The sequence below is a fragment of the Pseudomonas sp. MN1F genome (assembly GCF_009391885.1).
In the GTDB taxonomy this organism is placed as follows: Bacteria; Pseudomonadota; Gammaproteobacteria; order Pseudomonadales; family Pseudomonadaceae; genus Aquipseudomonas.
Genome location: NZ_VZII01000042.1, coordinates 1 through 26347 on the forward strand (window position 1 = coordinate 1; position 26347 = coordinate 26347).

At 63.9% G+C, this 26347-nt stretch carries 18 protein-coding genes; 10 read left to right on the top strand and 8 right to left on the bottom strand.

What is annotated here, in order from left to right:
* Window positions 1-325 precede the first annotated feature (325 nt).
* Entirely contained in the window at window positions 326-898 is a 573-nt protein-coding gene (locus F6X59_RS21005) for a DUF2780 domain-containing protein (protein ID WP_152957937.1), read from the top strand.
* 85 nt (window positions 899-983) lie between these two features.
* On the opposite strand, the gene F6X59_RS21010 is transcribed toward F6X59_RS21005, so the two are convergent.
* Both F6X59_RS21010 and F6X59_RS21015 read right to left on the bottom strand, forming a co-directional pair.
* Complete coding sequence (locus F6X59_RS21010; protein WP_152957938.1) at window positions 984-2333, bottom strand: APC family permease; 1350 nt, start codon at window positions 2331-2333, stop codon at window positions 984-986.
* Window positions 2334-2553: 220 nt separating this feature from the next.
* Window positions 2554-3441 (bottom strand): acyltransferase, encoded by an 888-nt coding sequence (locus F6X59_RS21015; protein ID WP_152957939.1) that lies wholly within the window; start codon window positions 3439-3441, stop codon window positions 2554-2556.
* A gap of 182 nt (window positions 3442-3623) precedes the next feature.
* On the opposite strand from F6X59_RS21015, the gene F6X59_RS21020 reads away from it, so the two are divergent.
* Window positions 3624-4124 carry an ATP-dependent zinc protease gene (locus F6X59_RS21020; protein ID WP_346654394.1) on the top strand — a complete coding sequence of 167 codons (501 nt, stop codon included), beginning with the start codon at window positions 3624-3626 and terminating at the stop codon, window positions 4122-4124.
* Window positions 4125-4239: 115 nt separating this feature from the next.
* Here F6X59_RS21020 and F6X59_RS21025 read toward each other — a convergent pair whose 3' ends face one another.
* The 5 genes from F6X59_RS21025 to aceE form a co-directional block, all read right to left on the bottom strand.
* On the bottom strand, window positions 4240-4863 hold the full coding sequence (locus F6X59_RS21025; protein WP_152957941.1) for a glutathione S-transferase: 624 nt from the start codon (window positions 4861-4863) through the stop codon (window positions 4240-4242).
* A gap of 3 nt (window positions 4864-4866) precedes the next feature.
* Window positions 4867-5535 carry a peptide-methionine (S)-S-oxide reductase MsrA gene (gene msrA, locus F6X59_RS21030; protein ID WP_152957942.1) on the bottom strand — a complete coding sequence of 223 codons (669 nt, stop codon included), beginning with the start codon at window positions 5533-5535 and terminating at the stop codon, window positions 4867-4869.
* Window positions 5536-5673: 138 nt separating this feature from the next.
* Window positions 5674-8358 carry a bifunctional diguanylate cyclase/phosphodiesterase gene (locus F6X59_RS21035; protein WP_152957943.1) on the bottom strand — a complete coding sequence of 895 codons (2685 nt, stop codon included), beginning with the start codon at window positions 8356-8358 and terminating at the stop codon, window positions 5674-5676.
* Between the two features lie 293 nt (window positions 8359-8651).
* Entirely contained in the window at window positions 8652-10292 is a 1641-nt protein-coding gene (gene aceF, locus F6X59_RS21040) for a dihydrolipoyllysine-residue acetyltransferase (RefSeq protein WP_372240475.1), read from the bottom strand.
* 13 nt (window positions 10293-10305) lie between these two features.
* Window positions 10306-12951 (bottom strand): pyruvate dehydrogenase (acetyl-transferring), homodimeric type, encoded by a 2646-nt coding sequence (gene aceE / locus F6X59_RS21045; protein ID WP_152957944.1) that lies wholly within the window; start codon window positions 12949-12951, stop codon window positions 10306-10308.
* 383 nt (window positions 12952-13334) lie between these two features.
* Here aceE and glnE point away from each other — a divergent pair, with 383 nt between their 5' ends.
* The 8 genes from glnE (at window position 13335) to F6X59_RS21085 (ending at window position 23340) form a co-directional block, all read left to right on the top strand.
* A complete protein-coding gene (gene glnE / locus F6X59_RS21050) occupies window positions 13335-16268 on the top strand; it encodes a bifunctional [glutamate--ammonia ligase]-adenylyl-L-tyrosine phosphorylase/[glutamate--ammonia-ligase] adenylyltransferase (RefSeq protein ID WP_152957945.1) in 2934 nt (977 codons plus the stop codon).
* 111 nt (window positions 16269-16379) lie between these two features.
* The gene (gene waaF, locus F6X59_RS21055) at window positions 16380-17429 is read left to right on the top strand and encodes a lipopolysaccharide heptosyltransferase II (protein WP_152957946.1); all 1050 of its coding nucleotides are present in this window, start codon (window positions 16380-16382) and stop codon (window positions 17427-17429) included.
* A complete protein-coding gene (gene waaC, locus F6X59_RS21060) occupies window positions 17430-18488 on the top strand; it encodes a lipopolysaccharide heptosyltransferase I (RefSeq protein WP_346654398.1) in 1059 nt (352 codons plus the stop codon). It abuts the gene before it with no gap.
* Window positions 18488-19612 (top strand): glycosyltransferase family 4 protein, encoded by a 1125-nt coding sequence (locus F6X59_RS21065; RefSeq protein ID WP_152957947.1) that lies wholly within the window; start codon window positions 18488-18490, stop codon window positions 19610-19612. The genes waaC and F6X59_RS21065 overlap by 1 nt, the downstream gene beginning before the upstream one ends.
* A complete protein-coding gene (gene rfaP, locus F6X59_RS21070) occupies window positions 19609-20415 on the top strand; it encodes a lipopolysaccharide core heptose(I) kinase RfaP (RefSeq protein ID WP_152957948.1) in 807 nt (268 codons plus the stop codon). The genes F6X59_RS21065 and rfaP overlap by 4 nt, the downstream gene beginning before the upstream one ends.
* Complete coding sequence (locus F6X59_RS21075) at window positions 20415-21149, top strand: lipopolysaccharide kinase InaA family protein (protein ID WP_152957949.1); 735 nt, start codon at window positions 20415-20417, stop codon at window positions 21147-21149. The genes rfaP and F6X59_RS21075 overlap by 1 nt, the downstream gene beginning before the upstream one ends.
* Window positions 21146-21898, top strand: a complete 753-nt coding sequence (locus F6X59_RS21080) for a lipopolysaccharide kinase InaA family protein (RefSeq protein ID WP_152957950.1) — start codon at window positions 21146-21148, stop codon at window positions 21896-21898. Before F6X59_RS21075 ends, F6X59_RS21080 begins: the two co-directional genes overlap by 4 nt.
* Entirely contained in the window at window positions 21898-23340 is a 1443-nt protein-coding gene (locus tag F6X59_RS21085) for a lipopolysaccharide kinase InaA family protein (RefSeq protein ID WP_152957951.1), read from the top strand. The genes F6X59_RS21080 and F6X59_RS21085 overlap by 1 nt, the downstream gene beginning before the upstream one ends.
* Here F6X59_RS21085 and F6X59_RS21090 read toward each other — a convergent pair.
* Window positions 23301-26327 (bottom strand): dermonecrotic toxin domain-containing protein, encoded by a 3027-nt coding sequence (locus F6X59_RS21090; RefSeq protein WP_152957952.1) that lies wholly within the window; start codon window positions 26325-26327, stop codon window positions 23301-23303. The two genes, F6X59_RS21085 and F6X59_RS21090, sit on opposite strands and share 40 nt — an antisense overlap.
* Between the last annotated feature and the right edge of the window lie 20 nt (window positions 26328-26347).

A 26347-nucleotide genomic window follows, 5' to 3' on the forward strand; every position in this document is an offset into this window, starting at 1 on the left:
TCTTGGTGACGAAACAGTGAAGTCGCCTGGTCTCTCGACTTGATGGTACGCAGGTGGCTGCCCTGATAGAAGTTCTGGTGAATGGTCACTCGTCTATCCTCGTGTATGCGTTTGACCTGCCACTCGACGGGTAGGTGTTGGTTTCCAGTGTCTGTTGGTTTGGATCAACGCTACAACTGGCAGAAATGCTAGGTCGATACGGTACGTTCGCTGTCAGGCAGGTAGGTGAGCCGCGTACACCCGATGCATGGCCAGGAACAAACCTTGTTCCAATCAGTCGAAGTCCTCGTTTCCCAGGCCATCCCGGCCGACGAGGTCCCTCCCGATGAAAGCATTCACCCTGGCAACCCTGATGACCCTGGCCGCAAGCCCGGTGTTCGCCTTCAACCTCAGCGACGCCGCCAACGCCGTCTCCTCCATGCAGAACCAGCAGCAAGGCCAGGTACAGGCACCCGAAGGGCAGGCCAACCTGCTCAACACCCTGGGCAGCCAGCTGAACATCACCCCCGAACAGGCCGTGGGCGGGGCAGGGGCCATGCTGGGGCTGGCGCGCAATAACCTCAGCAGCGACGACTATGGCCAACTGACCAAGGCCGTGCCGGGCCTGGACCTGCTGTCGGGCGCCAATGCCCTGGGCGGGCTGAGCGGGTTGGGTGAATTGCTGGGCAACGACAAGGGCAGCCAGTCGGCCCTGGACAAGGCGCTGGGCAACGATGTGCAGAATCGCAGCGACCTGGACAGTGCGTTCAAGGCGCTGGGGATGGATACCGGGATGATCGGGCAGTTTGCGCCGTTGATTCTGCAGTATCTGGGGCAGCAGGGGATTGCCGGGTCGTTGTTGCAGAATCTGGGAGGTTTGTGGACTACACCGGCGCCGTTGACCCAACCTTCGGTCTGATGATTCTTTAGCGCCAGTGCCGGCCCTGTCGCCGGCAAGCCGGCTCCCACAGGGGGTGTACCTGCGGGAGCGGCCCTGCGTCCGGTCAGGCAGCTTCGCTGAAGTCCACCAGGCGCACCCGACGGCGGAAACCGGCGGTCAGTACCGCCAGGTATGCCAGGCCAAACGCAAACCAGCACAGCCCAATCACCAACGTCAGCGCCGACAGGCTGGTCCATAGCCACAGGGTCAACCCCAGCCCCACCAGCGGCACCAGGCCATAGCACAGCAACCCCTTGAGGTTACGCTGGGCGCCATCATCCATCAGGTGCGTCTTCACCACCGCCAGGTTCACCGCCGAAAATGCCACCAGCGCACCGAAGCTGATCAGCGAGGCGAGGGTAGCGAGGTCGATCACCAACGCCAGCAGCGAGAACGCTGACACCAGCGCAATGGCAAATACTGGCGTGCCAAAGCGTGGCGACAGGTAGCCAAAGCTACGCCGTGGCAGCACGTTGTCACGCCCCATGGTGAACAGGATGCGCGACACCGCCGCCTGCGAGGCCAGCGCCGAGCCCAGGCTGCCGGCAACGTAAGCTGCCGTGAAGAAGTTGGCCAGGAACTGCCCGCCCGCCTTGAACATCACTTCGTTGGCCGCCGCATCGGCATTGGCGAAGGTGGTGCCCGGCATCACCAGTTGGCTGACGTAGGCCAGTACGGTGAACAGCACGCCGGCAAACAGGGTGGTGAGGATGATTGCCCGTGGCACGTCGCGGCGGGCGTCGCGGCATTCTTCGGCCAGGGTCGAGACGGCGTCGAAGCCGAGGAACGACAGGCACAGCACCGCAGCACCCGCCATGATCGCGCCGAAGCCCGGCTTGGAGCCATCGCCCAGCAGTGGCGACAGCAGGTCCAGCGGCTGGCCGGCCAGCGATTGGCACGACAGCGCGACGAACACCACGATGAAGACGATCTGCGCCCCGACGATCAAGTTACTGGTCTTGGCCACCGAATGGATGCCGACCACGTTGAGCACCGTTACCAGCACGATCGAGGCCAGGGCAATGGACCACGCCGGGATGGCCGGGAAAGCGATGTTGAGGAACAGGCCGATCAACAGGTAATTGATCATCGGCAGGAACAGGTAGTCGAGCAGCAGCGACCAGCCGGCGAGAAAGCCGACGTTGGGGCCGAAGGCCATGTTGGTGTAGGAGTACGCCGAACCCGCAACCGGGAAGCGCTTGACCATGAAGCTGTAGGACGCGGCGGTGAACAGCATGGCTACCAGGGTGACCATGTAGGCGCTGGCGGTGCGGCCACCGGTGAGTTCGGTGACGATGCCGTAGGTGGTGAAGATGGTCAGCGGGACCATGTACACCAGGCCGAAGAACACCAGGGCGGGGAGGCCGAGGACACGGCGAAGTTGGGCGGAGTTGGAGCTGGGTGGGTTGGCCATCGATCGATCCAGGCATTTTTGTAGTTGTGCTTTGGTCGATTTTTATCCACTTGGGTGGGTGATGACAAAAAAGTATTACTTATTCTGATTATTAGCCTGGATTTTAATTGGAGCTTTGCAGTGCCTGTAGCGGCCTCTCGCGGATAAATCCGCTCCTACAGGAATCGCTACCCGTAGGAGCGGATTTATCCGCGAGAGGCCAGTGCAGGCATTGAAGATCTCAGCGCATTTGCGCACGCAGTTGCTCAATCCGCTGGTCCTTCTCCAGCCACAACTGGTTCACCCAGGCCTGCACGGTCTGGCGGAACGCAGGGTCATTCTCGTAATCCCCATCCCACAAGGCCGGGTCCAGCTCACGCACCTGAATATCGATAATCACCCGGCTGATGCTGCCATTGAGCAAGGCCCAGAACCCCGGCGCCTGGTTGCCGGGATAGACGATGGTCACGTCCAGCAGCGCATCCAGCTGCTCGCCCAGCGCCGCCAGCACGAACGCCACGCCACCAGCCTTGGGCTTGAGCAGGTAGCGATAGGGCGATTGCTGCTCGCGGTGCTTGGCCTCGGTGAAGCGGGTGCCTTCGAGGTAGTTGACCACGGTTACCGGCTGGCGCTTGAACAGCTCGCAGGCGGCCTTGGTGATCTCCAGGTCCTTGCCCTTGAGCTCCGGGTGCTTTTCAAGAAACGCCTTGCTGTAGCGCTTCATGAACGGGTAATCGAGGCCCCACCAGGCCAAGCCCAGCAGCGGTACCCAGATCAGCTCCTTCTTGAGGAAGAACTTGAAGAACGGCGTGCGGCGGTTGAGGCTTTCGATCAGCGCCGGGATGTCGACCCAGGTCTGGTGGTTGCTGACAGCCAGGTAAGAGGTGTCCCTGCGCAGGTTCTCGACCCCGCGGATGTCCCACTGCGTAGGAATGCACAGGGCGAAGATGGCCTTGTCGATTTCCGACCAGGTCTCGGCCACCCACATCACCGCCCACGAGGCATAGTCGCGCCCACGGCCTGGCAGCACCAGCTTGAGCAGGGCGAAGACCAGCAGCGGGCAGATCAACACCACGGTGTTGAGCAGCAGCAGGGTGGTCGTGAGAATGCCGGTAAACAGGCGACGCATAAGGAAACTCTTGTTGTGGGAAATTAGCAGGGCGCAATGATAAGCAGCGCCGGGGTCTACGCCAAATGTCCAATGCCCGATGGTGGGGACAAATGTTTCACAACATGTTGGTTAGGCTTGTGACAGCGAACCTATTCAGCCAGTGCAGTCTAAGCACTGACCCTTTTCAAGGAAGCCTGCCTGTGAAATCTCTGCTTGCCCTGTTATCGCTGTTGGCGTTGCCGGTGATGGCTGCCGAACCCACGCTGTATGGCCGTTACGAGAAGATCAAGTTGCCCGAGCTTGGCCAGACCCTGGAGGCCAAGATGGACACCGGTGCCTGGACTGCCTCGCTGTCGGCCAAGGATATCGAGCTGTTCACCCGCGATGGCGAGGAGTGGGTACGGTTCCGCCTGGCCACCAAGGACTCCGACGGCAAGGTCTATGAGCACCAGGTCTCGCGCATCAGCAAGATCAAGGGCCGTGTCGATGATGAAGAAGAGGGTGATGCGCCGGAGAGTTCCAAGCGGCCGGTGGTCGACCTGGAGATGTGCCTGGGTGGCGTGAAGCGCACCATGGAGGTCAACCTGGTGGACCGCAGCCACTTCAACTACCCGTTGCTGATTGGCTCCAAGGCGCTGCGCCAGTTCAAGGCGGCAGTCAACCCGGCCAAGAAGTTTACTGCGGGCAGTCCTGACTGCTGAATTTGATGTGGGCCTTACCGGCCCTTTCGCGGGTAAACCCGCTGCCACAGGTACTGCACAGCCCTTGAAGCCTGTGCCGTTCCTGTGGCAGCGGGTTTACCCGCGAAGAGGCCCTTCAGGCCACCGGAGCGGTAGCTACCATCGACGGCCGCTTGGCCGCCTCGGCATACCACGCCGCCAAGCCAGGCTGGCGCTCACGCCAGCCGAACTCTGGCTGACGCAGGTCCAGATACCCTAGCGCACAGGCCAAGCCGATTGCCGCAAGATCGAACCCGGACGCCAGCTCGGCCAGGTGCTCCTGCTCAAGGTTGGCCAGGCTGCGGCGAATCTTCTCGGCCTGCGCTTCGAGCCAGCCATCCCAGCGCTTGGCTTCAGGCCGCAGGAAGCTCTCATAGCGGCTCGACACCGCCGCATCCATGATCGCATCGGCCTGCGAGGCCAGGGTCATGCGCCGCCAGCGCGCCGAACCCTCGCGCGGCAGCAGCGGCAAGCCGACATGCTGCAGGTCGAGGTACTCGCAGATCACCCGGCTGTCGTGCAGCACGGTGCCGTCTTCCAGGCGCAGGGCCGGGATCTTGCCGATCGGGTTGTCGTGGTTGAGCTGCTCGTCGCCGTTCACCGGGCTGATGTTCACCGGCTGTAGCGCGACACGGTCAAGCTGGCCAGTCTCGTGCAGCACCACCATGACCTTGCGCACGAAGGGCGACAGCGGCGAGTGGAACAGGGTCATCGTGCTCATGGTTCAGTTGCCCTGCAGGCTCGGTGGCAGGCACACGCCGGTGCCGCCGATGCCGCAGTAGCCGTCCGGGTTCTTGGCCAGGTACTGCTGGTGGTAGGCCTCGGCGAAGTACACGGTCGGTGCCTGGTCGATCTCGGTGGTGATCTCGCCGAAACCGGCCTTGCTCAGCTCGGCCTGGAAGGCGTCGCGGCTGGCCTTGGCCTGCTCCAGCTGTTCCGGGCTGGTGCAGTAGATGGCCGAGCGGTACTGGGTGCCGATGTCGTTGCCCTGGCGCATGCCTTGGGTCGGGTTGTGCAGTTCCCAGAACATCGCCAGCAGCTCCTGGTAGCTGACCTTGTCCTTGTCGAACACCACCAGCACCACCTCGGTATGGCCGGTAAGGCCCGAGCAGACTTCTTCGTAGGTCGGGTTCGGGGTGAAGCCGCCAGCGTAGCCGACCACGGTGCTGACTACGCCTTCACGCTGCCAGAAGCGCCGCTCGGCGCCCCAGAAGCAGCCCAGGCCGAAGATGGCGAAATCGATGGCACCTTCGAAGAACGGGCCGAGCAGTGGGGTGCCTTTGAAGACGTAGTGGAATTCGGGCAGCTGCATGGGCGTTTCGCGGCCAGGCAGGGCCTGCTCTGCAGTTGGCATGACGTTTTTGTTCACCAGGATTTCCGAGCGCAGGACCATGGCTGTTCCTCTGTATGTCAGTTGAATTCGGGTTGGCCCCATCGCGGATAAATCCGCGCCTACAGGGATTGCGTAGGAGCGGATTTATCCGCGATGAGGCTCGAATGGGATCTAGTGTGCCCGACCTTGAAGCAGCTGTCAGGCCATTGGACCGCGCGGGTAGCGCTTGAGTTTTTCTTCAAGCTCCCGGCCCGGTATCGGCCGGTCGAACAGGTAGCCCTGGCCGACGTCGCAGCGGTGCCTGCGCAGGAACGCCAGCTGCTCCGGCGTTTCGATCCCTTCGGCCACTACCTTGAGCTTGAGGTTGTGGGCCATGGCCACCACCGCCGAGGTGATTTCCATGTCGTCCTGGTTGTCGGGGATCTCGTTGATGAAGCTGCGGTCGATCTTGATGATGTCGATCGGGAATTTCTTCAGGTAGCTCAACGACGAATAGCCGGTGCCGAAGTCGTCCATGGCCAGGGTCAGGCCCAGGGCCTTGAGCTCATCGAGCTGGCGGTGGGTGTCTTCGGTGGCTTCCAGCAGCAGGCCTTCGGTCAGCTCCAGCTCCAGCAGGTGCGGCGGCAGGCCTTCTTCCTTGAGGATCGAGCCGATCGAGGCCACCAGGTCAGGGTCGGAGAACTGCTTGGGCGACAGGTTGATGGCCACGTGCAGGCAGCCCATGCCAGCTTCCTGCAGCTGCTGGCTCATGCGGCACGACTGGCGCACCACCCACTTGCCGATGGGAATGATCAGGCCGGTTTCTTCGGCCACGCTGATGAACTGGTCCGGGCGGATCATGCCGCGTTCGGGGTGGTTCCAGCGCAGCAGCGCCTCCAGGCCTAGCAGGCGGCCGCTGCGCAGGCACAGCTTGGGCTGGTAGAACACCTCCAGCTCGTTCTGGGTCAGGGCGCGGCGCAGGTTGTTCTCGACGAACAGCTTGTAGCTGGCTTCGGCGTTGAGCACTTCGGTGAACACCTGCACCTGGTGCTTGCCGTTGGCCTTGGCCTTGTGCAGGGCAAGGCCGGCGTTTTTCATCAGGGTGGTCGGGTCGCTGCCGTGCAGCGGCGCGCAGGCCAGGCCCACCGAGGCGGTAACGTTGATCAGCTGGTTGTCGACGAACATCGGCTTGTCGAGGGTACGCAGTAATTGCAGGGCAACGCCCTGGCCGTCTTCCAGGCTGGTGTCGTCGAGCAGCACGGCAAACTCGTTGCTGGCGAAACGGGCAAGCACGCCGTTTACGCTCAAACTGTTGCGCAGGCGCCGGGCCAGGCTGATCAGCAGCTTGTCGCCGGTCTGGTGGCCGAGGCTGTCGTTGATCCGCTTGAAGTTGTCGATGTCCACCAGCAGCAGGCAGATCGGGTTCTCGCTGTCGCGGGCGAAGCGCTCGTCGAGCTTGCGGATGAACGCCGGGCGGTTGCCGAGGTTGGTCAGGTTGTCGGTATAGGCCAGGCGCTCGATGCGCTGCTGGGCCAGCTTGGTCTGGGTGACGTCTTCGTAGATACCGATGTAGTGAGTCAGCTCACGGTTGTCGCCATACACCTTGGAGATCGACAGCTGCCCCCAGTAGGGCTCGAGGCTTTTGCGCCGGCTCTTGAACTCGCCCTGCCAGCTGTTGCCCATGGCCAGGCTCGACGGCGAGTCGAACAGCAGTTCGCTGAGGTTTTCCAAGGCTGGCAGCTCGGCCAGGTGGTGGCCCTGGACTTCCTCGGTGCTGTACTGGGTAATGGCCGTGAAGCTTGGGTTGACGTACTCCACCACACCGTCGCGGTTGACCAGCAGAAAGGCGCTGGCGCTCTGTTCCACGGCCCGCTGGAACAGGTGCAGGGCGCTGGCGGCAGTGCGCCGGTTGTGGTTGGTGATGACCTGGGCGAACTGGTCGGCCAGCTCACCGGCAAAGGCGATTTCATCGGACTGCCAGGCGCGCGGCTGGCCGGTCTGCTCCAGGCACAACACGCCGACCACCTGGCCATCGACGCGGATACTGGCGTCGAGCATGGCGTTGTTGTCGGCATACAGGCTCTCGGCCAAGTCACGGGTCCGAGGGTCGTGATTGGCGTTGTGCGCGTCGATGGCACGGCTGGCATGCAGGGCTTCCAGGTAGTCCGGGAAGCGGCTGGCATCGATCGGTTCGGGCAGGCGGTGCGCCTGCTCGTCGCGCAGCCAGGCGCTGATCGGCTCCAGGCGCTGGTCGTCCAGATGCCAGATGCTGGCGCTGTCGACCTTGTAGATTTCGCAGGCGCTGCGGGTGATCAGCTGGGCCGCTTCGAGCAGCGAGTTCCCGGCGCTGTAGCGCTGGCGGGCCAGGCGCAGGATGAGGTCCTGCTGGGCACGCACGCGTTCCAGGTGCTCAAGCTGTTCTTGCTGGGCACGCTGGTTGATCTGCAGGGCCAGCTGCAGGCGATTGTTGCGCGATTCCAGGTCGTTGGTGTCGAGGTCGCTGTCGTCTTCGTCGTCGAGCACCGTCAGGAAGCCGCGCAGCAGCTGGCGGTTGTGCTGCTTGAACGCCTCGCCGGCTTCCAGCAGGCGCAGCGCGCGGGCCTGGGTATGCAGGGTGTAGCGCACGCGGTAGTAGCCACGGTTGCTCAGTTGCAGCTGGATTTCATCGTGCAGCCGGTAGCGAGCCTCGGGCTCCATCAGGCTGGCGTAGGGCGAATCGATCAGTGCGCACAGCTCGGAAGCGGGCAGGCCAAACTGGCGATCGCAGGCCGGGTCGAGGTAGAGCATCGCCCAGTTGGCTTCGTTCAGCCTTTCGAAACGCAGCATGCCGAGCCGCGAGGGCACGGGAAGCTGCGTGACGACCTCGGCCGCCACACGGCTGGCGGCATCGGGTTGGCTTTTCATCGAAGACTCGCTTGAAGGGGGACGCGGCCTGGGCGGCGGCGCATCTGGCAAGGTTGCATCATGTCCCTGAGGCTGGCAAGCGGCCATGAGGGCTGTCATGTATATGTTTTCGGCCGCTGGGCTGAAATCCTTAGGCGGCAGTTGGATTATTGGGGGCGGGCGGCGCTCGATCTCCCAGGCGCTAAAACACTACAGGCGGACAAAAAAAAGCCCCGCCAACTGGCGGGGTTGAGGTACGAGCGTGGCAGCTCGAAAAGATTACTGCCCCTCGCAAGGAGGGGCAGTGTGCCGCCTTACAGCAGCATGGTGCGGATATCGCCCAGCACGTCGCCCAGGCGCTTGGTGAAGCGCGCGGCGGCAGCGCCATTGATCACGCGGTGATCGTAGGACAGCGACAGAGGCAGCATCAGCTTCGGCTGGAAGGCCTTGCCATCCCAGACCGGCTGCATGGTCGCCTTGGAGACGCCCAGGATCGCCACTTCCGGCGCGTTGACGATCGGCGTGAAGCCGGTGCCGCCAATGTGGCCGAGGCTGGAGATGGTGAAGCAGGCACCCTGCATGTCGTCAGCCGACAGCTTCTTGGTGCGCGCCTTCTCGGCCAGTGCAGCGGCTTCGGCAGCCAGTTGCAGCAGGCTCTTCTGGTCGACGTTCTTGATCACAGGGACCAGCAGGCCGTCCGGGGTGTCCACGGCGAAGCCGATGTGCACGTACTTCTTGCGGATGATGGCCTTGCCGCTTGGCGCCAGCGAGCTGTTGAAGTCCGGCAGTTCCTTGAGCAGGAAGGCGCAGGCCTTGAGCAGCAGTGGCAGCACGGTCAGCTTGACGCCCGCCTTCTCGGCCACGGCCTTCTGCGCAACGCGGAAGGCTTCCAGCTCGGTGATGTCGGCGGAGTCGAACTGGGTCACGTGCGGCACGTTCAGCCAGCTGCGGTGCAGGTTGGCGGCACCGACCTGCATCAGGCGGGTCAGGGCGACTTCTTCCACTTCACCGAACTTGCTGAAGTCCACGGCCGGGATTGGCGGGATGCCAGCACCACCGGTTGCGCCAGCGGCTGCTGGTGCTTCCTTGGCCTTCTGCATCATCGCCTTGACGTAGACCTGCACGTCTTCTTTCAGGATGCGACCGTGCGGACCGGTGGCGGCAACTGCGCCCAGCTCGACGCCGAATTCACGGGCCAGCTGGCGAACTGCCGGGCCTGCGTGAACCTTGGCGTTGCTGCCGGCAGCCGGCGCGGTAGCGACCGGCGCTGGAGCAGCGGCTGGAGCCGCAGCAGGTGCGGCGGCAGCGGCAGGCGCGGCAGCCGGGGCAGGTGCAGCGGCGGCTGGGGCCGGGGCAGCAGCAGGCGCTGCGCCAGCAACCTTGAGCTTGAAGATCAGGTCGCCAGTGCCGACTTCGTCTTCCAGCTTGCACAGCACTTCTTCGACCACGCCGGCAGCCGGCGACGGGATTTCCATGGAGGCCTTGTCGGACTCCAGGGTAATCAGCGACTGGTCGGCTTCGACGGTGTCGCCGACCTTGACCAGCACTTCGATGATCTTGGCCTTGCCCGACGAGCCGATGTCCGGCACGTGGATGTCTTGCACGCTGGCGGCAGCCGGGGCTGCGGCCGGAGCAGGGGCCGGTGCTGCTTCAGCGGCTGGCGCTGGAGCAGCAGCCTGGGCAGGAGCGGCAGCCGGAGCCTCAGGGGCCGCAGCAGCGGCGCCCTCGGCTTCCAGAACCAGCAGCTCGTCGCCTTCTTTCAGGCGGTCGCCCAGCTTGACCTTCAGTTCCTTGACCACGCCGGCCTTGGGCGCCGGGATCTCCATGGAGGCCTTGTCGGACTCCAGGGTCAGCAGGCTCTGGTCAGCCTCGATACGATCACCGACCTTGACGAACAGCTCGATGATTTCACCTTCACCGCTGCCGATGTCAGGTACGCGAATGAGTTCGCTCACTTAAAAATACTCCTCAGCAGTCCAGTGGGTTGCGCTTGTCCGGGTCGATGCCGAACTTGACGATGGCGTCAGCCACAACCTTGGGTTCGATCTCGCCGCGGTCAGCCAGGGCTTCCAGGGCAGCCAGCACCACGAAGTGGCGGTCGACTTCGAAGAAGTGACGCAGCTTCTTGCGGCTGTCGCTGCGACCGTAACCGTCGGTACCCAGGACCTTGAACTCTTTGCTCGGCACCCACTGGCGAATCTGCTCGGCGAACAGCTTCATGTAGTCGGTGGACGCGATGACCGGACCTTTGCGGCCGTTCAGGCACTGCTCGACGTAAGTCTGCTGTGGCTTCTGGCCAGGCTTCAGGCGGTTGGCGCGTTCCACGGCCAGGCCGTCGCGACGCAGTTCGTTGAAGCTGGTGACGCTCCACACGTCGGCGCCGACGTTGAACTCTTCACGCAGGATCTTCGCGGCTTCGCGGACTTCGCGCAGGATGGTGCCGGAGCCCATCAGCTGTACATGGTGCGCGGCTTCGCGGGTGTCTTCTTCGAGCAGGTACATGCCCTTGATGATGCCTTCCTCGACACCGGCCGGCATGGCTGGCTGCTGGTAGGATTCGTTCATCACGGTGATGTAGTAGAAGATGTCCTGTTGCTCTTCGGTCATCTTCTTCATGCCGTCCTGGATGATCACCGCCAGCTCGTAGCCGTAGGTCGGATCGTAGGTGCGGCAGTTCGGGATGGTGCCCGCCATCATGTGGCTGTGACCGTCTTCGTGCTGCAGGCCTTCACCGTTGAGGGTGGTACGGCCGGCAGTACCGCCGATCAGGAAGCCACGGGTGCGGCTGTCGCCAGCGGCCCAGGCCAGGTCGCCAATGCGCTGGAAGCCGAACATCGAGTAGAAGATGTAGAACGGCAGCATCGGCTGGTTGTGGCAGCTGTACGAGGTACCGGCAGCGATGAACGACGACATGGCGCCGGCTTCGTTGATGCCTTCCTCGAGGATCTGGCCCTTCTTGTCTTCGCGGTAGAACATCACCTGGTCTTTATCGACTGGCTCGTAGAGCTGGCCGACCGACGAGTAGATGCCCAGCTGGCGGAACATGCCTTCCATACCGAAGGTACGGGCTTCGTCCGGGATGATCGGGACGATGCGCTGGCCGATGTCCTTGTCCTTGACCAGCTGCGCGAGGATGCGCACGAAGGCCATGGTGGTGGAGATTTCGCGGTCGCCCGAACCGTCCAGGATCGCTTTCAGCGTTTCCAGTGGCGGGGTCGGCACGCTGAAGCTCTTGGCGCGGCGCTGTGGCACGAAACCGCCCAGGGCAGCACGGCGCTCGGCCAGGTACTTGGCTTCGGCAGAACCTTCTTCCGGCTTGAAGAACGGCAGGTTCTCAAGGTCGGCATCCTTGACCGGGATGTCGAAGCGGTCACGGAAGTGACGCAGGCTGTCGACGTCGACCTTCTTGGTGTTGTGCGCGGTGTTCTTGGCTTCGCCAGCACCGGTACCGTAACCCTTGATGGTCTTGGCCAGGATGACGGTCGGCTGCTCTTTGTGGTTCACAGCCTGGTGGTACGCCGCGTAGACCTTGTACGGGTCGTGGCCGCCACGGTTGAGCTTCCAGATCTCGTCGTCGGACAGGTCTTCGACCATGGCCTTGAGCTCTGGCGTGTTGAAGAAGTTCTCACGCACGTACGCGCCGTCTTTGGCTTTGTAGTTCTGGTACTCGCCGTCGATGACTTCGTCCATGCGGCGCTGCAGGGCACCGTTGGTGTCCTTGGCCAGCAGTGGGTCCCAGAAGCGGCCCCAGACGACTTTGTTGACGTTCCAGCCACCGCCACGGAACACGCCTTCGAGTTCCTGGATGATCTTGCCGTTGCCGCGAACCGGGCCGTCGAGGCGCTGCAGGTTGCAGTTGATGACGAAAATCAGGTTGTCCAGCTTCTCGCGGCCGGCCAGGGCGATTGCGCCCAGGGATTCCGGCTCGTCGCACTCGCCGTCGCCCATGAAGCACCAGACCTTCTGCTTGCCGGCCGGGATGAAGCCACGGGCTTCCAGGTACTTCATGAAGCGCGCCTGGTAGATAGCCTGGATCGGGCCCAGACCCATGGATACGGTCGGGAACTGCCAGAAGTCAGGCATCAGCCATGGGTGCGGGTACGAAGACAGGCCGTTGCCGTCCACTTCCTGACGGAAGTTGTTCATCTGGTCTTCGTTGATGCGGCCTTCCATGAAGGCACGGGCGTAGACGCCTGGCGATGCGTGGCCCTGGAAGAAGATCAGGTCGCCGCCATGTTCTTCAGTTGGCGCCTGGAAGAAGTAGTTGAAGCCGATGTCGTACAGGGTGGCACTGGAAGCGAAGCTGGAGATGTGGCCGCCCAGGTCCGAATCCTTCAGGTTGGTGCGCATCACCATGGCCAGCGCGTTCCAACGCACCATCGAGCGAATGCGGCGTTCCATGAACAGGTCGCCAGGCATGCGTGCTTCGTGGGTGACAGGGATGGTGTTGCGGTATGGCGTGGTGATCGCGTATGGCAGCTGGGAGCCACTGCGGGTGGCCAGCTCGCCCATGCGGGTCATCAGGTAATGAGCGCGGTCTTCGCCTTCTTTGTCGAGGACCGACTCCAGGGCATCCAGCCATTCCTGGGTTTCGATTGGATCGAGGTCTTGCATGGCTTGCTCCAGGGCGGAAAGGCCACCAGAATCGGGGGCCTGAGTTTGCGACTGGCCTTATGGGCAGACGTCGTGAATTCTTGGATTACCGGGGTGTCTCCCGGCGCCGTGTAGTTTTACTACATTTGCTCCGGCATTTCATGCTTTTGCACGTCATGGGTAGTAGTAAAACTACACAAATGCGACGTTTGGTCGCACCTTGGCTTGTGAGGAAAAACGTTCATGTTGGTTGGCGGTGTGTCGCGAACAGGTGAATCTTGATGTTTCTTGCCAATGATTCGTTTTTTTCAGCTATTTCCAACTTTTGTATGACAGTCCAACCGTGGTCCGGCTTCCTCTTGGCCGCTTTTTCCCCTCCATTTCACGCCGATCAAGGATAGACCATGCGCCTACCTTTGCCGCTCGAACTGCCTGCTTCCCTGCAACCGCTGGTCGTTCGCAACCAGCAGTTCCTGAGCGATGCCGTGGCAGGCCACGCCGACCTCGACCTGCACACCTGGAGCCCATTGCACCGGCAACAGTTCGATCAGGTTGCCGCTGCCAGTGACTTCGTCCTTGGCGTGGCCCAGCGCGAGCCGGCCATGCTGTTTGCCCTGATTGCCAGCGGTGAACTGGACCGCCGTTACGCTGCGGGCGAGCTGCGCGGGCAGATCGCCGCGGCGGCCCAGGCCGCGCAAAGCGAGGACGAGCTGGCGCGCAACCTGCGCCGCGAGCGCAACCGCCAGCAGGTGCGCATCATCTGGCGTGACATCACCCGCCAGGCCGAACTGGGCGAGACTTGCCGCGACCTGTCCGACCTCGCCGACGCGGCCATCGACGAAGCCTACCAATGGCTGTACCTGCGCCACTGCCAGCAGTTCGGCACGCCGATCGGCAACCGCAGCGGCCAGCCGCAGCACATGGTGGTGCTGGGCATGGGCAAGCTGGGCGCGGTGGAATTGAACCTGTCGTCGGATATCGACCTGATCTTTGCCTTCCCCGAGAACGGTGAAACCGAAGGCGTCAAGCGTTCGCTGGAAAACCAGGAATTCTTCACCCGCCTGGGGCAGCGCCTGATCAAGGCGCTCGACCCGGTGACCGTCGACGGCTTCGTGTTCCGTGTCGACATGCGCCTGCGCCCCTATGGCTCGGCCGGCGCACTGGTGCTCAGCTTCAATGCACTGGAGCAGTACTACCAGGACCAGGGCCGCGACTGGGAACGCTACGCGATGATCAAGGCGCGGGTGGTGGCCGGTGATCAGGCCGCTGGCGCGCAGCTGCAAGACATGCTCAAGCCCTTCGTGTACCGGCGTTACCTGGACTTTTCGGCGATCGAAGCGCTGCGCACCATGAAGCAGCTGATCCAGCAGGAAGTGCGGCGCAAGGGCATGGCCGACAACATCAAGCTCGGCGCCGGTGGCATCCGCGAGGTCGAGTTCATCGCCCAGGCCTTCCAGCTGATCCACGGCGGCCGCGACCTGAGCCTGCAACTGCGGCCATTGCTCAAGGTGCTGGCAACCCTGGAAGGCCAAGGTTACCTGCCCCCCGCCGTGGTGGCAGAGCTGCGCGAAGGCTATGAATTCCTGCGTTACACCGAGCACGCCATCCAGGCCATCGCCGACCGCCAGACGCAGATGCTGCCGGACAGCGAGCTCGACCGTGAACGTGTTGCCTATATCCTCGGTTTTGCCGACTGGCAGAGCTTCCACGAGCAGTTGATGTACTGGCGCGGCCGGGTCGACTGGCACTTCCGCCAGGTCATCGCCGATCCCGATGAAGACGAAGGCGAAGGCGAGCTGGTGGTGGGTGGCGAGTGGTCGCCGCTGTGGGAGCAGGCGCAGGATGAAGAAGCCGCGGGTCGTCAGCTGGAAGAGGCCGGTTTCAAGCAGCCGACCGAAGCGTTGCGCCGCCTCGCCGCACTGCGCGCCAGCCCGCAGCTGCGCTCGATGCAGCGCATCGGCCGCGAGCGCCTGGATGCCTTCATTCCACGCCTGCTGGCCCAGGCCGTGGAGCATGACAACCCGGACCTGGTACTGGAACGCGTGCTGCCGCTGGTAGAGGCCGTTGCACGGCGTTCGGCCTACCTGGTGCTGCTCACCGAAAACCCGGGTGCACTGCGGCGCTTGCTGACCCTGTGCGCGGCCAGCCCATGGATCGCCGAGCAGATCGCTCGCTACCCGTTGCTGCTCGATGAGCTGCTCAACGAAGGCCGCCTGTTCAGCCCGCCACTGGCGCCAGAGCTGGCTGCCGAGCTGCGCGAGCGGCTGACGCGCATCCCCGAGGACGACCTGGAGCAGCAGATGGAAGCGCTGCGCCACTTCAAGCTGGCCCACAGCCTGCGTGTGGCCGCCTCGGAAATCAGCGGCAACCTGCCGTTGATGAAAGTCAGCGACTACCTGACCTGGCTGGCCGAAGCCATTCTCGACCAGGTGCTGGCCCTGGCCTGGCGCCAGACCGTGGCCCGCCATGGCCAGCCCAAACGCAGCGACGGCAGCTTGTGCGAGCCGGGCTTCATCATCATCGGCTATGGCAAGGTCGGTGGCCTGGAGTTGGGCCATGGTTCGGACCTGGACCTGGTGTTCATTCACGATGGCGACCCGCAAGCGGAAACCGACGGCGCCAAGCCGATCGACAGTGCGCAGTTCTTCACCCGCCTGGGCCAGCGCATCATCCACCTGCTGACTGCCCAGACCAACTCCGGCCAGCTGTACGACGTCGACATGCGCCTGCGACCGTCCGGCGCGGCGGGGCTGCTGGTCAGCTCGCTGGGGGCGTTCGAGCGTTACCAGCAAAGTGAGGCCTGGACCTGGGAGCATCAGGCCCTGGTCCGTGCCCGTGTGCTGGTGGGCTGCAAGCAGGTGGCGACGGCGTTCGAGGGCGTGCGCGCCAAGGTGCTGGGCCAGGCCCGTGATCTGGGCAAGTTGCGCAGCGAAGTGAGCGAGATGCGTGCCAAGATGCGCGACAACCTCGGCACCAAGGCCACGCTTGCCGGTACCGCGGCCAATGCCTTCGATGCCGGGGTGCCGTTCGATATCAAGCAGGATGCCGGCGGTATCGTCGATATCGAATTTATGGTGCAATACGCCGCTTTGGCCTGGTCTCACGAGCACCCGGCCATACTCCGATGGACCGATAACATCCGCATTCTGGAAGAGCTGGAGCAGGCAGGTTTGATGCCGGCCAGTGACGCGGTGCTGTTGCGTGAGGTGTACAAGGCGTTCCGTTCGGCGTCGCACCGCCAGGCCCTGCAGAAGCAGGCCGGGGTGATCGACGCGGCGCAGTTTGCCGATGAGCGCCGCCAGGTGCGGCGGATCTGGGGTGAGCTGGGGCTGACCTGAAGGCCCGGAAAGGGTCTGAGTGGTACACTGTCCGCCACATAGCCTGAATATAAAGAGGGGAGGCCTGGCTGTATGCAGCCTGTAGCCTCCCCGAGCGTTTCTGGACTAAGCATGAGAATACTGATCATTGGCCCCAGCTGGGTCGGCGACATGGTGATGGCGCAGACCCTGTTCCAGTGCCTGAAACAGCAGCACCCCGACTGCGTGATCGACGTGCTGGCGCCCGAGTGGAGCCGGCCGATCCTCGAACGCATGCCCGAAGTGCGCCAGGCCTTGAGCTTCCCGCTCGGCCACGGCGCGCTGGAACTGGCCACGCGTCGGCGCATCGGCAAGTCCCTGGCCGGCCAGTACGACCAGGCCATCCTGCTGCCCAACTCGCTGAAGTCGGCGTTGGTGCCGTTCTTTGCCGGCATCCCCAAGCGCACCGGTTGGCGCGGCGAAATGCGTTTCGGCCTGCTCAACGACATGCGCAAGCTGGACAAGGCCCGCTACCCGTTGATGATCGAGCGCTTCATGGCCCTGGCCTACGCGCCCGGTGCCGAGCTGCCGCAGCCGTATCCACGGCCGAACCTGCAGATCGAAGCGCAGAGCCGTGAAGCCGCAATGGCCAAGTTCGGCCTGGCGCTGGACCGCCCGGTGCTGGCGCTGTGCCCTGGCGCCGAGTTCGGCGAGGCCAAGCGCTGGCCGGCCGAGCATTACGCAGAAGTGGCTGACGCCATGATCCGCCAGGGCTGGCAGGTGTGGCTGTTCGGCTCGAAGAACGATCACCCGGTCGGTGAGCAGATCCGCGACCGCCTGATCCCGGGCCTTCGTGAAGAGTCGTACAACCTGGCGGGCGAAACCTCCCTGGCCGAGGCCATCGACCTGATGTCCTGCGCCGATGCCGTGGTGTCCAACGACTCCGGTCTGATGCACGTGGCCGCCGCACTGAACCGCCCGCTGGTCGCGGTGTACGGTTCCACCTCACCAGGCTTCACGCCGCCGTTGGCCGAACAGGTGGAAGTGGTGCGCACCGGCATCGAGTGCAGCCCGTGCTTCGACCGCACCTGCCGCTTCGGCCACTACAACTGCCTGCGCCTGCTGGAACCTGGCAAAGTCATCGCCGCCCTGCACAGCCTGGGTGGTCCGAACCTGATCGATACCGTGGCCGAGGTCGACTAAGTGCGGGTACTGATCATCAAGACCTCGTCGCTGGGTGATGTGATCCACACCCTGCCGGCGCTGACCGACGCCGCCCATGCCATCCCGGGCATCCGTTTTGACTGGGTGGTGGAAGAAGGCTTCGCCGAGATCCCCAGCTGGCACCCGGCGGTCGACCAGGTCATCCCGGTGGCGATCCGCCGCTGGCGCAAGAACATCTGGCAGACGATCAAGAGTGGCGAGTGGAAGGCGTTCAAGCAGCGCGTTCGCGAGCGCAAGTATGACCTGGTGATCGATGCCCAGGGCCTGGTCAAGTCGGCTTGGCTGACCCGCTACGTCAAGGCCCCGGTCGCTGGGCTGGACCGCTACTCGGCCCGTGAAGGCTGGGCCAGCCGTTTCTATGACCGGCCGCTGTCGGTCGCCGTTGGCCAGCATGCCGTGGAGCGAGTGCGACAACTGTTCGCCATGGCCCTGGCCTATGACCTGCCGGAAGGCATCGGCCACTACGGCCTCGACCTCGACCGCCTGCAACTGCCGCCGGCTGCGCCCTATGTGGTGTTCCTGCACGGCACGACCTGGGCGACCAAGCACTGGCCCGAAGCCTACTGGCGCGAACTGGCCGAGCGCCTGGGCCGGCGCAAGCTGCAGGTGCGCCTGCCGTGGGGCAACCCGGCCGAGAAGGCCCGCGCCGAGCGCATTGCCCTGGGCTTGAACAACTGCCAGGTGCTCCCCAAATTGAACCTTGTCGGCGTCGCCCGCGTGTTGGCGGCGGCCAAGGCCTGTGTGGCCGTGGATACCGGCCTCGGCCACCTGGCCGCAGCGCTGGATGTGCCGACCATTTCGCTGTTCGGCCCGACCAACCCGGGCCTGACCGGCGCCTATGGCCGCGTGCAGGTTCACCAGGCCAGCGATTTCCCTTGCGCGCCGTGCCTGCAGAAGAAATGCACCTATAAACCGAGCGCTGACGACCGGCGCCGGTTCGATCTGAAACGCGAGTGGCCACTGTGCTTCACTCGCCTGAATCCCGAGCATGTAGCGAGCCGCCTGAGCGCGCTGCTGCTGGCTGAGGATGTTCGTTGATGCAACTGGCTTTCGTGCTTTACAAATATTTCCCCTTCGGCGGGCTGCAGCGCGACTTCATGCGCATTGCCCTGGAATGCCAGAAGCGGGGCCACCAGATCCGCGTGTACACGCTGATCTGGGAGGGTGACATTCCGCCGGGCTTCGAGGTGCTGGTGGCGCCGGTCAAGGCGATCTTCAACCACCGGCGCAACGAGAAGCTCAGCGCCTGGATGGAAGCGGACCTGGCCAAGCGCCCGGTCGACCGCCTGATCGGCTTCAACAAGATGCCGGGGCTGGACGTGTACTACGCCGCCGACGGTTGCTTCGAGGACAAGGCGCAGACCCTGCGCGGCGGCCTGTACCGCCGCTGGGGCCGCTACCGGCATTTTGCCGAGTATGAGCGCGCCGTGTTCGCCAAGGACGCGCGCACCGAAGTCCTGATGATTTCCGAAGTGCAGCAGCCGCTGTTCATCAAGCACTACGGCACTCCGGTGGAACGCTTCCACCTGCTGCCGCCCGGCATTTCCCAGGACCGCCGCGCGCCGGCCAATGCCGCCGAGATCCGCGCCGAGTTCCGCAAGGAATTCAACCTGGGCGATGACGACCTGCTGCTGGTGCAGATCGGTTCGGGCTTCAAGACCAAGGGCGTCGACCGCAGCCTCAAGGCCTTGGCCGCGCTGCCTTCGGCGCTGCGCAAGCGCACCAGGCTGATGGTGATCGGCCAGGACGACCCCAAGGTGTTCCAGCTGCAGAGCGCCACCCTGGGCCTGGGCGAGCAGGTGCAGTTCCTCAAGGGCCGCAGCGACATCCCGCGCTTCCTGCTGGGTGCCGACCTGCTGATTCACCCGGCGTACAACGAGAACACCGGCACGGTGCTGCTCGAAGCACTGGTGGCCGGCCTGCCGGTGCTGGTGTCCAAGGTCTGCGGCTACGCCCACTACATCGCCGAGGCCGACAGCGGCCTGGTGCTGGACGAGCCGTTCGAGCAGGAGCAGCTCAATGCTTACCTGCAGCGCATGCTCGAAGACGGGCAGGCCCGCGCCGACTGGTCGCGCAACGGCCTGGCCTTTGCCGACAGCGCCGACCTGTACAGCATGCCGCAGCATGCTGCCGATGTGATCCTGGGGCAGGAGAACGCATGAAGCTGATATTGGCCGAACCCTTCAAGCGCCTGTGGGCCGGGCGTGATGCCTTCGATGCCGTGGAAGCGCTGCAAGGCGAGGTCTATCGCGAGCTGGAAGGCCGTCGCACGCTGCGTACCGAGGTCGAGGGCGAAGGTTTCTTCGTGAAGATTCACCGCGGCATCGGCTGGGGCGAGATCTTCAAGAACCTGTTCACCGCCAAGCTGCCGGTGCTCGGTGCCGGCCAGGAATGGCAGGCCATCCAGCGCCTGCATGAAGTGGGTGTGCCGACCATGACCGCGGTCGCCTATGGCGAGCGTGGCAGCAACCCGGCCAGCCAGCATTCGTTCATCGTCACCGAAGAGCTGGCGCCGACCATCAGCCTGGAAGACTTCAGCATCGACTGGGTCAAGAACCCGCCCGAGCCGCGCCTGAAGCGTGCGCTGATCGCTGAAGTGGCGAAGATGACCGGCGGCATGCACCGTGCCGGGGTCAACCACCGCGACTGCTACATCTGCCACTTCCTGCTGCACACTGACCGGCCAGTGACGCCGGAAGACTTCAAACTGTCGGTCATCGACCTGCACCGCGCCCAGACCCGGGCGAAAATCAGCCGCCGCTGGCGCGACAAGGACCTGGCCGCGCTGTACTTCTCGGCGCTGGACATCGGCCTGACCCGGCGCGACAAGCTGCGCTTCCTGCGTGGTTATTTCCAGCGCCCGTTGCGCCAGGTTCTGGCCGAAGAGGCCGCGCTGCTCGCCTGGCTCGAACGCAAGGCGCAGAAGCTCTACGATCGCAAGCAACGCTATGGGGATGCACTCTGATGGCGGGTTGGACACTGGCGCCAGGCTACGAACATCTGGCGTCGGACTTCGGTAGCCTCGATGCGGTCTTTGCCCTCAAGGGCGAACACCTCACGCGTGACCCGCTCAGCGAAGTCATCCGCATCGAGCGTGACGGGGTCAACTACTACGTCAAGCGTTACACCGGCGCCGGCAAGCACATGCGCCGTTACCTGGGCCGGCCACGCATCAAGGCCGAATGGCAGAACCTCAAGCAGTTCGCCAAGTGGGAGATTCCCACTGCCGAGGTGGTGGCCTGGGGCCTGGAACGAAAGGGCCTGGCCTTTGGCCGTGGCGCGATGATCACCCGCGAACTGCCGCGTACCGAAGACCTCTCGGCCTTGGCCGAGCGCAACGACCCACGCCTGGCTGACCGGGTCTGGGTCGACAAGCTGAGCCGTCAGCTGGCGCGCCATACCCGGGTGATGCATGAGCACCGTTTTGCCCACAACGACCTGAAATGGCGCAACCTGCTGGTCGACGACCTGGGCACGCTGTTCTTCATCGACTGCCCGACCGGCGACTTCTGGCGCGGCTTCATGTGGCGCCACCGCATGATCAAAGACCTGGCATGCCTGGACAAGGTGGCCAAATATCACCTGTCGGCGACCCAGCGCCTGCGTTTCTACCTGCAGTACCGTGGGCGTCAGCGCCTGAATGTGCGCGACAAGCGGCGCATTCGCCAGGTGCTGAGCTTCTTCGAGGGAAGGGAATGACCGATTACCTGGCCAGCGCGGACCTCGCGCTGCTCAAACGCCATGGCTTGAACGATTTCGAGGCGCTGTGGGCGCTGCAACTCGACGCCGTGGACGAACCCAACACCGGCCGTGGCGGCTGGAGCAGCGTCTACCGCCTGGAGCTCGAAGGTAAAGGCTATTACCTCAAGCGCCAGAGCGATTACCTGACCCGCAGCTTGCACCGGCCGTTTGGCGAACCGACCTTCGCCCGCGAGTTCCGCAACATCAGCCGCTACCAGAAGCTGCACATCCCGGCCTTGCAGGCCGTGTTCTATGGCGAGCGCAAGCAGAACGGCCAGCACCGGGCGATCCTGATGACCCGTGCGCTGGACGATTGGAGCGACCTCGAAGGCCTGCTGGCTCAGTGGCCACAGCTTGCCGATGATGCCCGGGCGGGCATACTCAAGGCCTGCGGCCAGCTGGCGCGCACCCTGCACAGTGCAGGCCTGGTGCACGGCTGTTTCTATCCCAAGCACATCTTCCTGCGCCAACGCCGCGAAGGCTGGGAAGCGCAGCTGATCGACCTGGAAAAGACCCGGCCGCTGCTGTTCGGCGCGCGCGACCGCTTGCGCGACCTGGAGCCGCTGCTGCGCCGTGCCGGCGCCTGGAGCGAGGCGGACGTGCGCCAGTTGCTGGCCGCCTACCTGCAGCAGCCTGCCGACGGCGCGCTGGTCGGCACCTGGTTGCAACGCCTGACGCAACGCCGTCGTGAAAAAGAGGCCCGCTGATGCGTTTGTCCGAACTCAAAGACGCCGGGCGCAGCCCGACGCTGCCCTTGAGCATCACCCTGGCCGATGCCGCTGGCACGGCTGACCTGCAATTGCTCAGCCTGCTGCGGGTGTTGCCTGGCCAGCGCTATGTCGGCGCCGGCATCTGGCGCGGCACCCCGGTGCTGGCCAAGCTGCTGGTCGGCGGCAATGCCGCACGGCATTTCCAGCGTGAGCTGGATGGCGTGAAGCTGCTGGCCAAAGAGGGCCTGACCACGCCGCAACTGCTTGCCGACGGCCTCAAGGAAGGCGAGGGCGGCTGGCTGCTGTTCGAATTCCTCGAGGGTGCCGAAAGCCTGGCCGATGCCTGGGCTGCGGTGGAAAAACTGCCGGTGCTGGCTGACGAGCAGCACCTGGTCCTGGGCGAAGCCCTCACCGCCGTGGCACGGATGCATGCGCAAGGCCTGTGGCAGGAAGACCTGCACCTGGACAACCTGTTGCGCCACGGCGGCAAGCTGTACCTGATCGACGGCGCCGGCATCAAGGCCGAGACGCCTGGCCAGCAGCTGTCGCGCCCGCGTGTACTGGAAAACCTCGGGGTGTTCTTCGCCCAGTTGCCCAAGCGCCTGGAGCCGTTCATCGAAGAGCTGTTGGTGCACTACCTGCTGGCTAACGCCGAGCACGCGCTGCCACTGGAAGCGCTGCAGAAGCAGGTGGACAAGGTGCGCAGCTGGCGGCAGAAGGACTACCTGGAGAAGGCTGGCCGCGAGTGCAGCCTGTTCAGCGTCGAGCGCAGCCTCTCTGGCCTGCGTGCGATCCGCCGCAGTGAGGTAGACGCCATGCTGCCCGTGCTGGAGCAAGCTGACGCGCTGATCGACCAGGGCCACCTGTACAAGACCGGTGGTGCCGCCAGCGTGGCGCGTATCGAGGCGAATGGCCGCCAGCTGGTGCTCAAACGCTACAACATCAAGAACACCGCGCACTGGTTCAAGCGCTTCTGGCGCCCGAGCCGGGCCTGGCATTCGTGGATCGAAGGGCATCGCCTGGAATTCCTCGACATTGCTACCCCGCGCCCGTTGGCCGTGCTGGAACAGCGCATCATGGGCCTGCGCAGCCGCGCCTACCTGGTCACCGAGTATGTCGACGGCCCGGACCTGACCGCCTGCTTCGCTCCCTTCGTGGAAAGCGGCGAAGTGCCGGAAGAACAGGTCGATGCCCTGGTGCACCTCATGCAGCAGTTGATCCGCGAGCGCATCAGCCACGGTGATTTCAAGGGCCACAACCTGTTCTGGGACAACGGCCAGTGGTCACTGATCGACCTCGACGCGATGTGCCAGCACGCCACCCAGCTCAGTTTCGCTCCGGCCTATGCCCGTGACCGGGCGCGTCTGCTGCGTAACTGGCCAAAAGGCAGCGCTTTGTATCAGCGCCTGGATCGACTGCTGCCTCGGCTGTCCGAGTAGGCCGCAGGCAGTGCCAGCCAGTCGCTGCTGCGGCCGGACTGGCGCACACGAATGCGCCATGCGCCACCTTGCTGCTGCAAGACTGCCGAAGCTGGCACGGCGCCGCTGAGGGTGTCAGGCAGCAGCAGATGGTAGTGGCCGGCGAGCAGGTGCTGGCGAACGGGAAGCTGGTGCCTACCCAGCTGCAGGTACAGCAGGCTGCCCGCTGCGAAGAGGCCTGGTTGATTTTCGATCGCGCTGCCTTGCTGTGCCGGGCTCAGGCTGCATTGCTCCAGCAGTGTGGCAATGTCGGGCAACCCGTCATACCAGAGCACGGGCGAGTCCACTGTCCAGCTGCCGTCTTGCTTGCGTTTGATCGGCAGCTTCAGAAAGGCAAAGGGCTGGTCCGGGTCGGTGGCTCGCCAGCGCCGGCCGTCATAGCTGACATTGAAAAACCGCCCCAGGTTGTCTTGCACATAGTACTGGCTCAGCCCCGGATTGGCCGACGGTAGCTCATAGACCGCCTCGCCATGCAGGGTATCGATTCGGTAGCGCAGCCGGGCCCGCTCAGGCAAGGCCTCGTAATGCCTGGGCAGCGGCACCGGAGGCGGTTTGGGCAGCCCGCGCAGGGCTCGGCGCATCAGGCCCGACCCTGCCATTTCGTTGAGCCCTGCGGTGCCATGGCCGAGGGCGGCGATGGCATGGTGAAGGGCGCCAGCATGATCATCCTGTTCGAAGGCTTCGAAACCATCCCATATCGATATCGACATGCGGGCAAATGCCAGGGCAATCATTGCGCGCTGCGGCAATACCAGGCTGACGATATCCAGCAGAAGCCGGACGACATTGACTGAAAATTCACCGAGCAACTCCTGGTTGCTGCGCGTTGACGTATCCGTTTCGCTCATCAGGCCGTTGACCTCCGCACGGTAGAGCGCTTGCAACAGGTTGCCGGTTATCGTCTGGGCCTTCACGGTACTTCCGAGCCCACCCTTGCGCAGGCGCCTTTCCAGCAAGCGTCCGGTAGTCGTCGGCAAGCGCTGGAGCAGATAGGCCTGCAGGTGAAGGTCGCCGCGCACCGCCTTGATCAGCGCGCGCGTTCCGCTGTATTCGCGCCAGTAGCGGCGGTCCGGGACGTCCGGGCAGTACACCACGATGCGTCGGGATGCCTGTGGTGAGACCAGCAGCACCACGCCTTGCAGGGTGTCTTCATTGATGAGCAACTGCTGTGCGTGCACCGCGTGCCCTGCGAACGGTGGCCGGCTTTGGCTGTCGGCTGAGTGGATGACCGTGCTGGCCCAGCCATAGCCCTGCTCGCTGGCGTCATCGAGGAAATGGCCGGCGTAGCGTGCCTTGACCGCTTCGGCATGCATGCGCGTGCGCATCAGCTGTCCATGGGCCTTTTGTCGCCAGCGGCCTTGCGCTGAATCGAGTAGCTCGCTGCGCAGGTAGGCTTGGTAGCCGTTGCCCGCGTTGAGTCGCCGTACGATGTCCTTTACCCGCTGAGGCGTGAGCGCGGGCAGAGGTTGGTCGCCATGCACGTATACGCGCGCCGTCAGCCAGTAATCCACGTCGAACCAGGCAATGTTCAGCAATGCCAGTTCTTCGAGGCGGTAGGTGTGATGCACCAGTTCGATGGTGTCGCCGACCTGCGGGCGGCTCGCAATCGGGATGTAGCTGCTGGTACTGCCAGTGGGTTGTGGGTGGATGAACGGGCCTTTCTGGCGCGCCAGGGTGACGCTGACGGAAATATCCTTGGGGTCGATATCCAGGCCTGGGTCACGTTGCAGGTACTCGCGCAGGCGCTCGTTGACCCAATGCAGCAAGCTGTGCCGTTGCGTGAATTGATCCAGTGTCAGGATGCCAGGGCCGCTGGCGCCTTCGATGGCGGCTATCTGTTCTTGCATGGCCTGCATGATGTGCGCGACACCTTGCGCCGAGGTCTTGCTCAGCCAGTTGGGCAAGTGTTTTTCCAGCAGCAGGCCGTAGCGGTTGGCCATCGGCCCTTTGCTGCTGACGGCGCCGCGCCAGTCCAGGGCCTTGGCCAATGCCTGGTCGAACTGCTCGATGTCACGCTGCTGCCCGCGATTCCAGGCGGCCTGCCAGGCGTGGCTGAGCTGCTTGATCTGCGCGTCGCGGATAGCGTGAGCGAAGTAGTCGGCCAGATCGTCGGTGTACCAGTCGTAGCGCAAGCGTTCGGCTTGGCGGGCATTATGTTGTTCAGCAGGGTCGATCATCAGCCTGACCAGGTGCTCGCTTTGCTGGGGGTCTTCCAGGCGCTCGCAGACTTCCTGATGAAGGGCCGTCAGGCTGTCGAAGGTCTCGATGCCGTGGGCCACGCTGCACAGCAGCGCTCGGCCAACACCCTCGTGAGGCTCCAGCAAGCCCCCCTCCAGGCCGCGCTCGGTGAGCACCAGAAAACCTGGCAGATAACTACGCCAGTTGGGGGCGGTGCTGCTCAGCAGGATTCGATAGATTTGCGGGCGCATGTCCGTAGGCAATTGCCGTCGTTGCCAGGGGTAAGGCATCTGTATGCAGGTCCTGAGCAACTGTGCGTGCTGGGGGGAAAGGGTCTGGTCGGTCATGCGCACGCGGATTTCTGCCTCGAACCGGTCGCGCAAGTACGAAGCCAGCCGAACCACGCGGCTCAAACCATTGCCACCACGCGCCATCCAGTAGGTGGCCAGGCGCGCGTGCAAGCCCTGGCGTAGGCCATTGCAGAAGCTGTGGATGCGCTGGTTGAAATCGAGTGGCAGGCTGATGACCGGATAATCGGTATGTCGTGGCCGACTGCCTGCGGGTACGCGGAACGCGCCGCCATCGAACAGATGAAAGCCCACCAGCTGAAACAGTGAATGGCCTTCGAACATTAATGTACGGGCGCTGATGGCGAGCCCTGGAAAGAGCCCGGCGAGGTGCTGATCGAGGGCATGTTCGATGCCTTGCAGCGGTGGCAGCAAGGTGTCCAGCTGGGCGTCCAGCACCTGGAACAAGGGCTGTGTGGTCATGCTTCGTCTCCTTGAGCGAG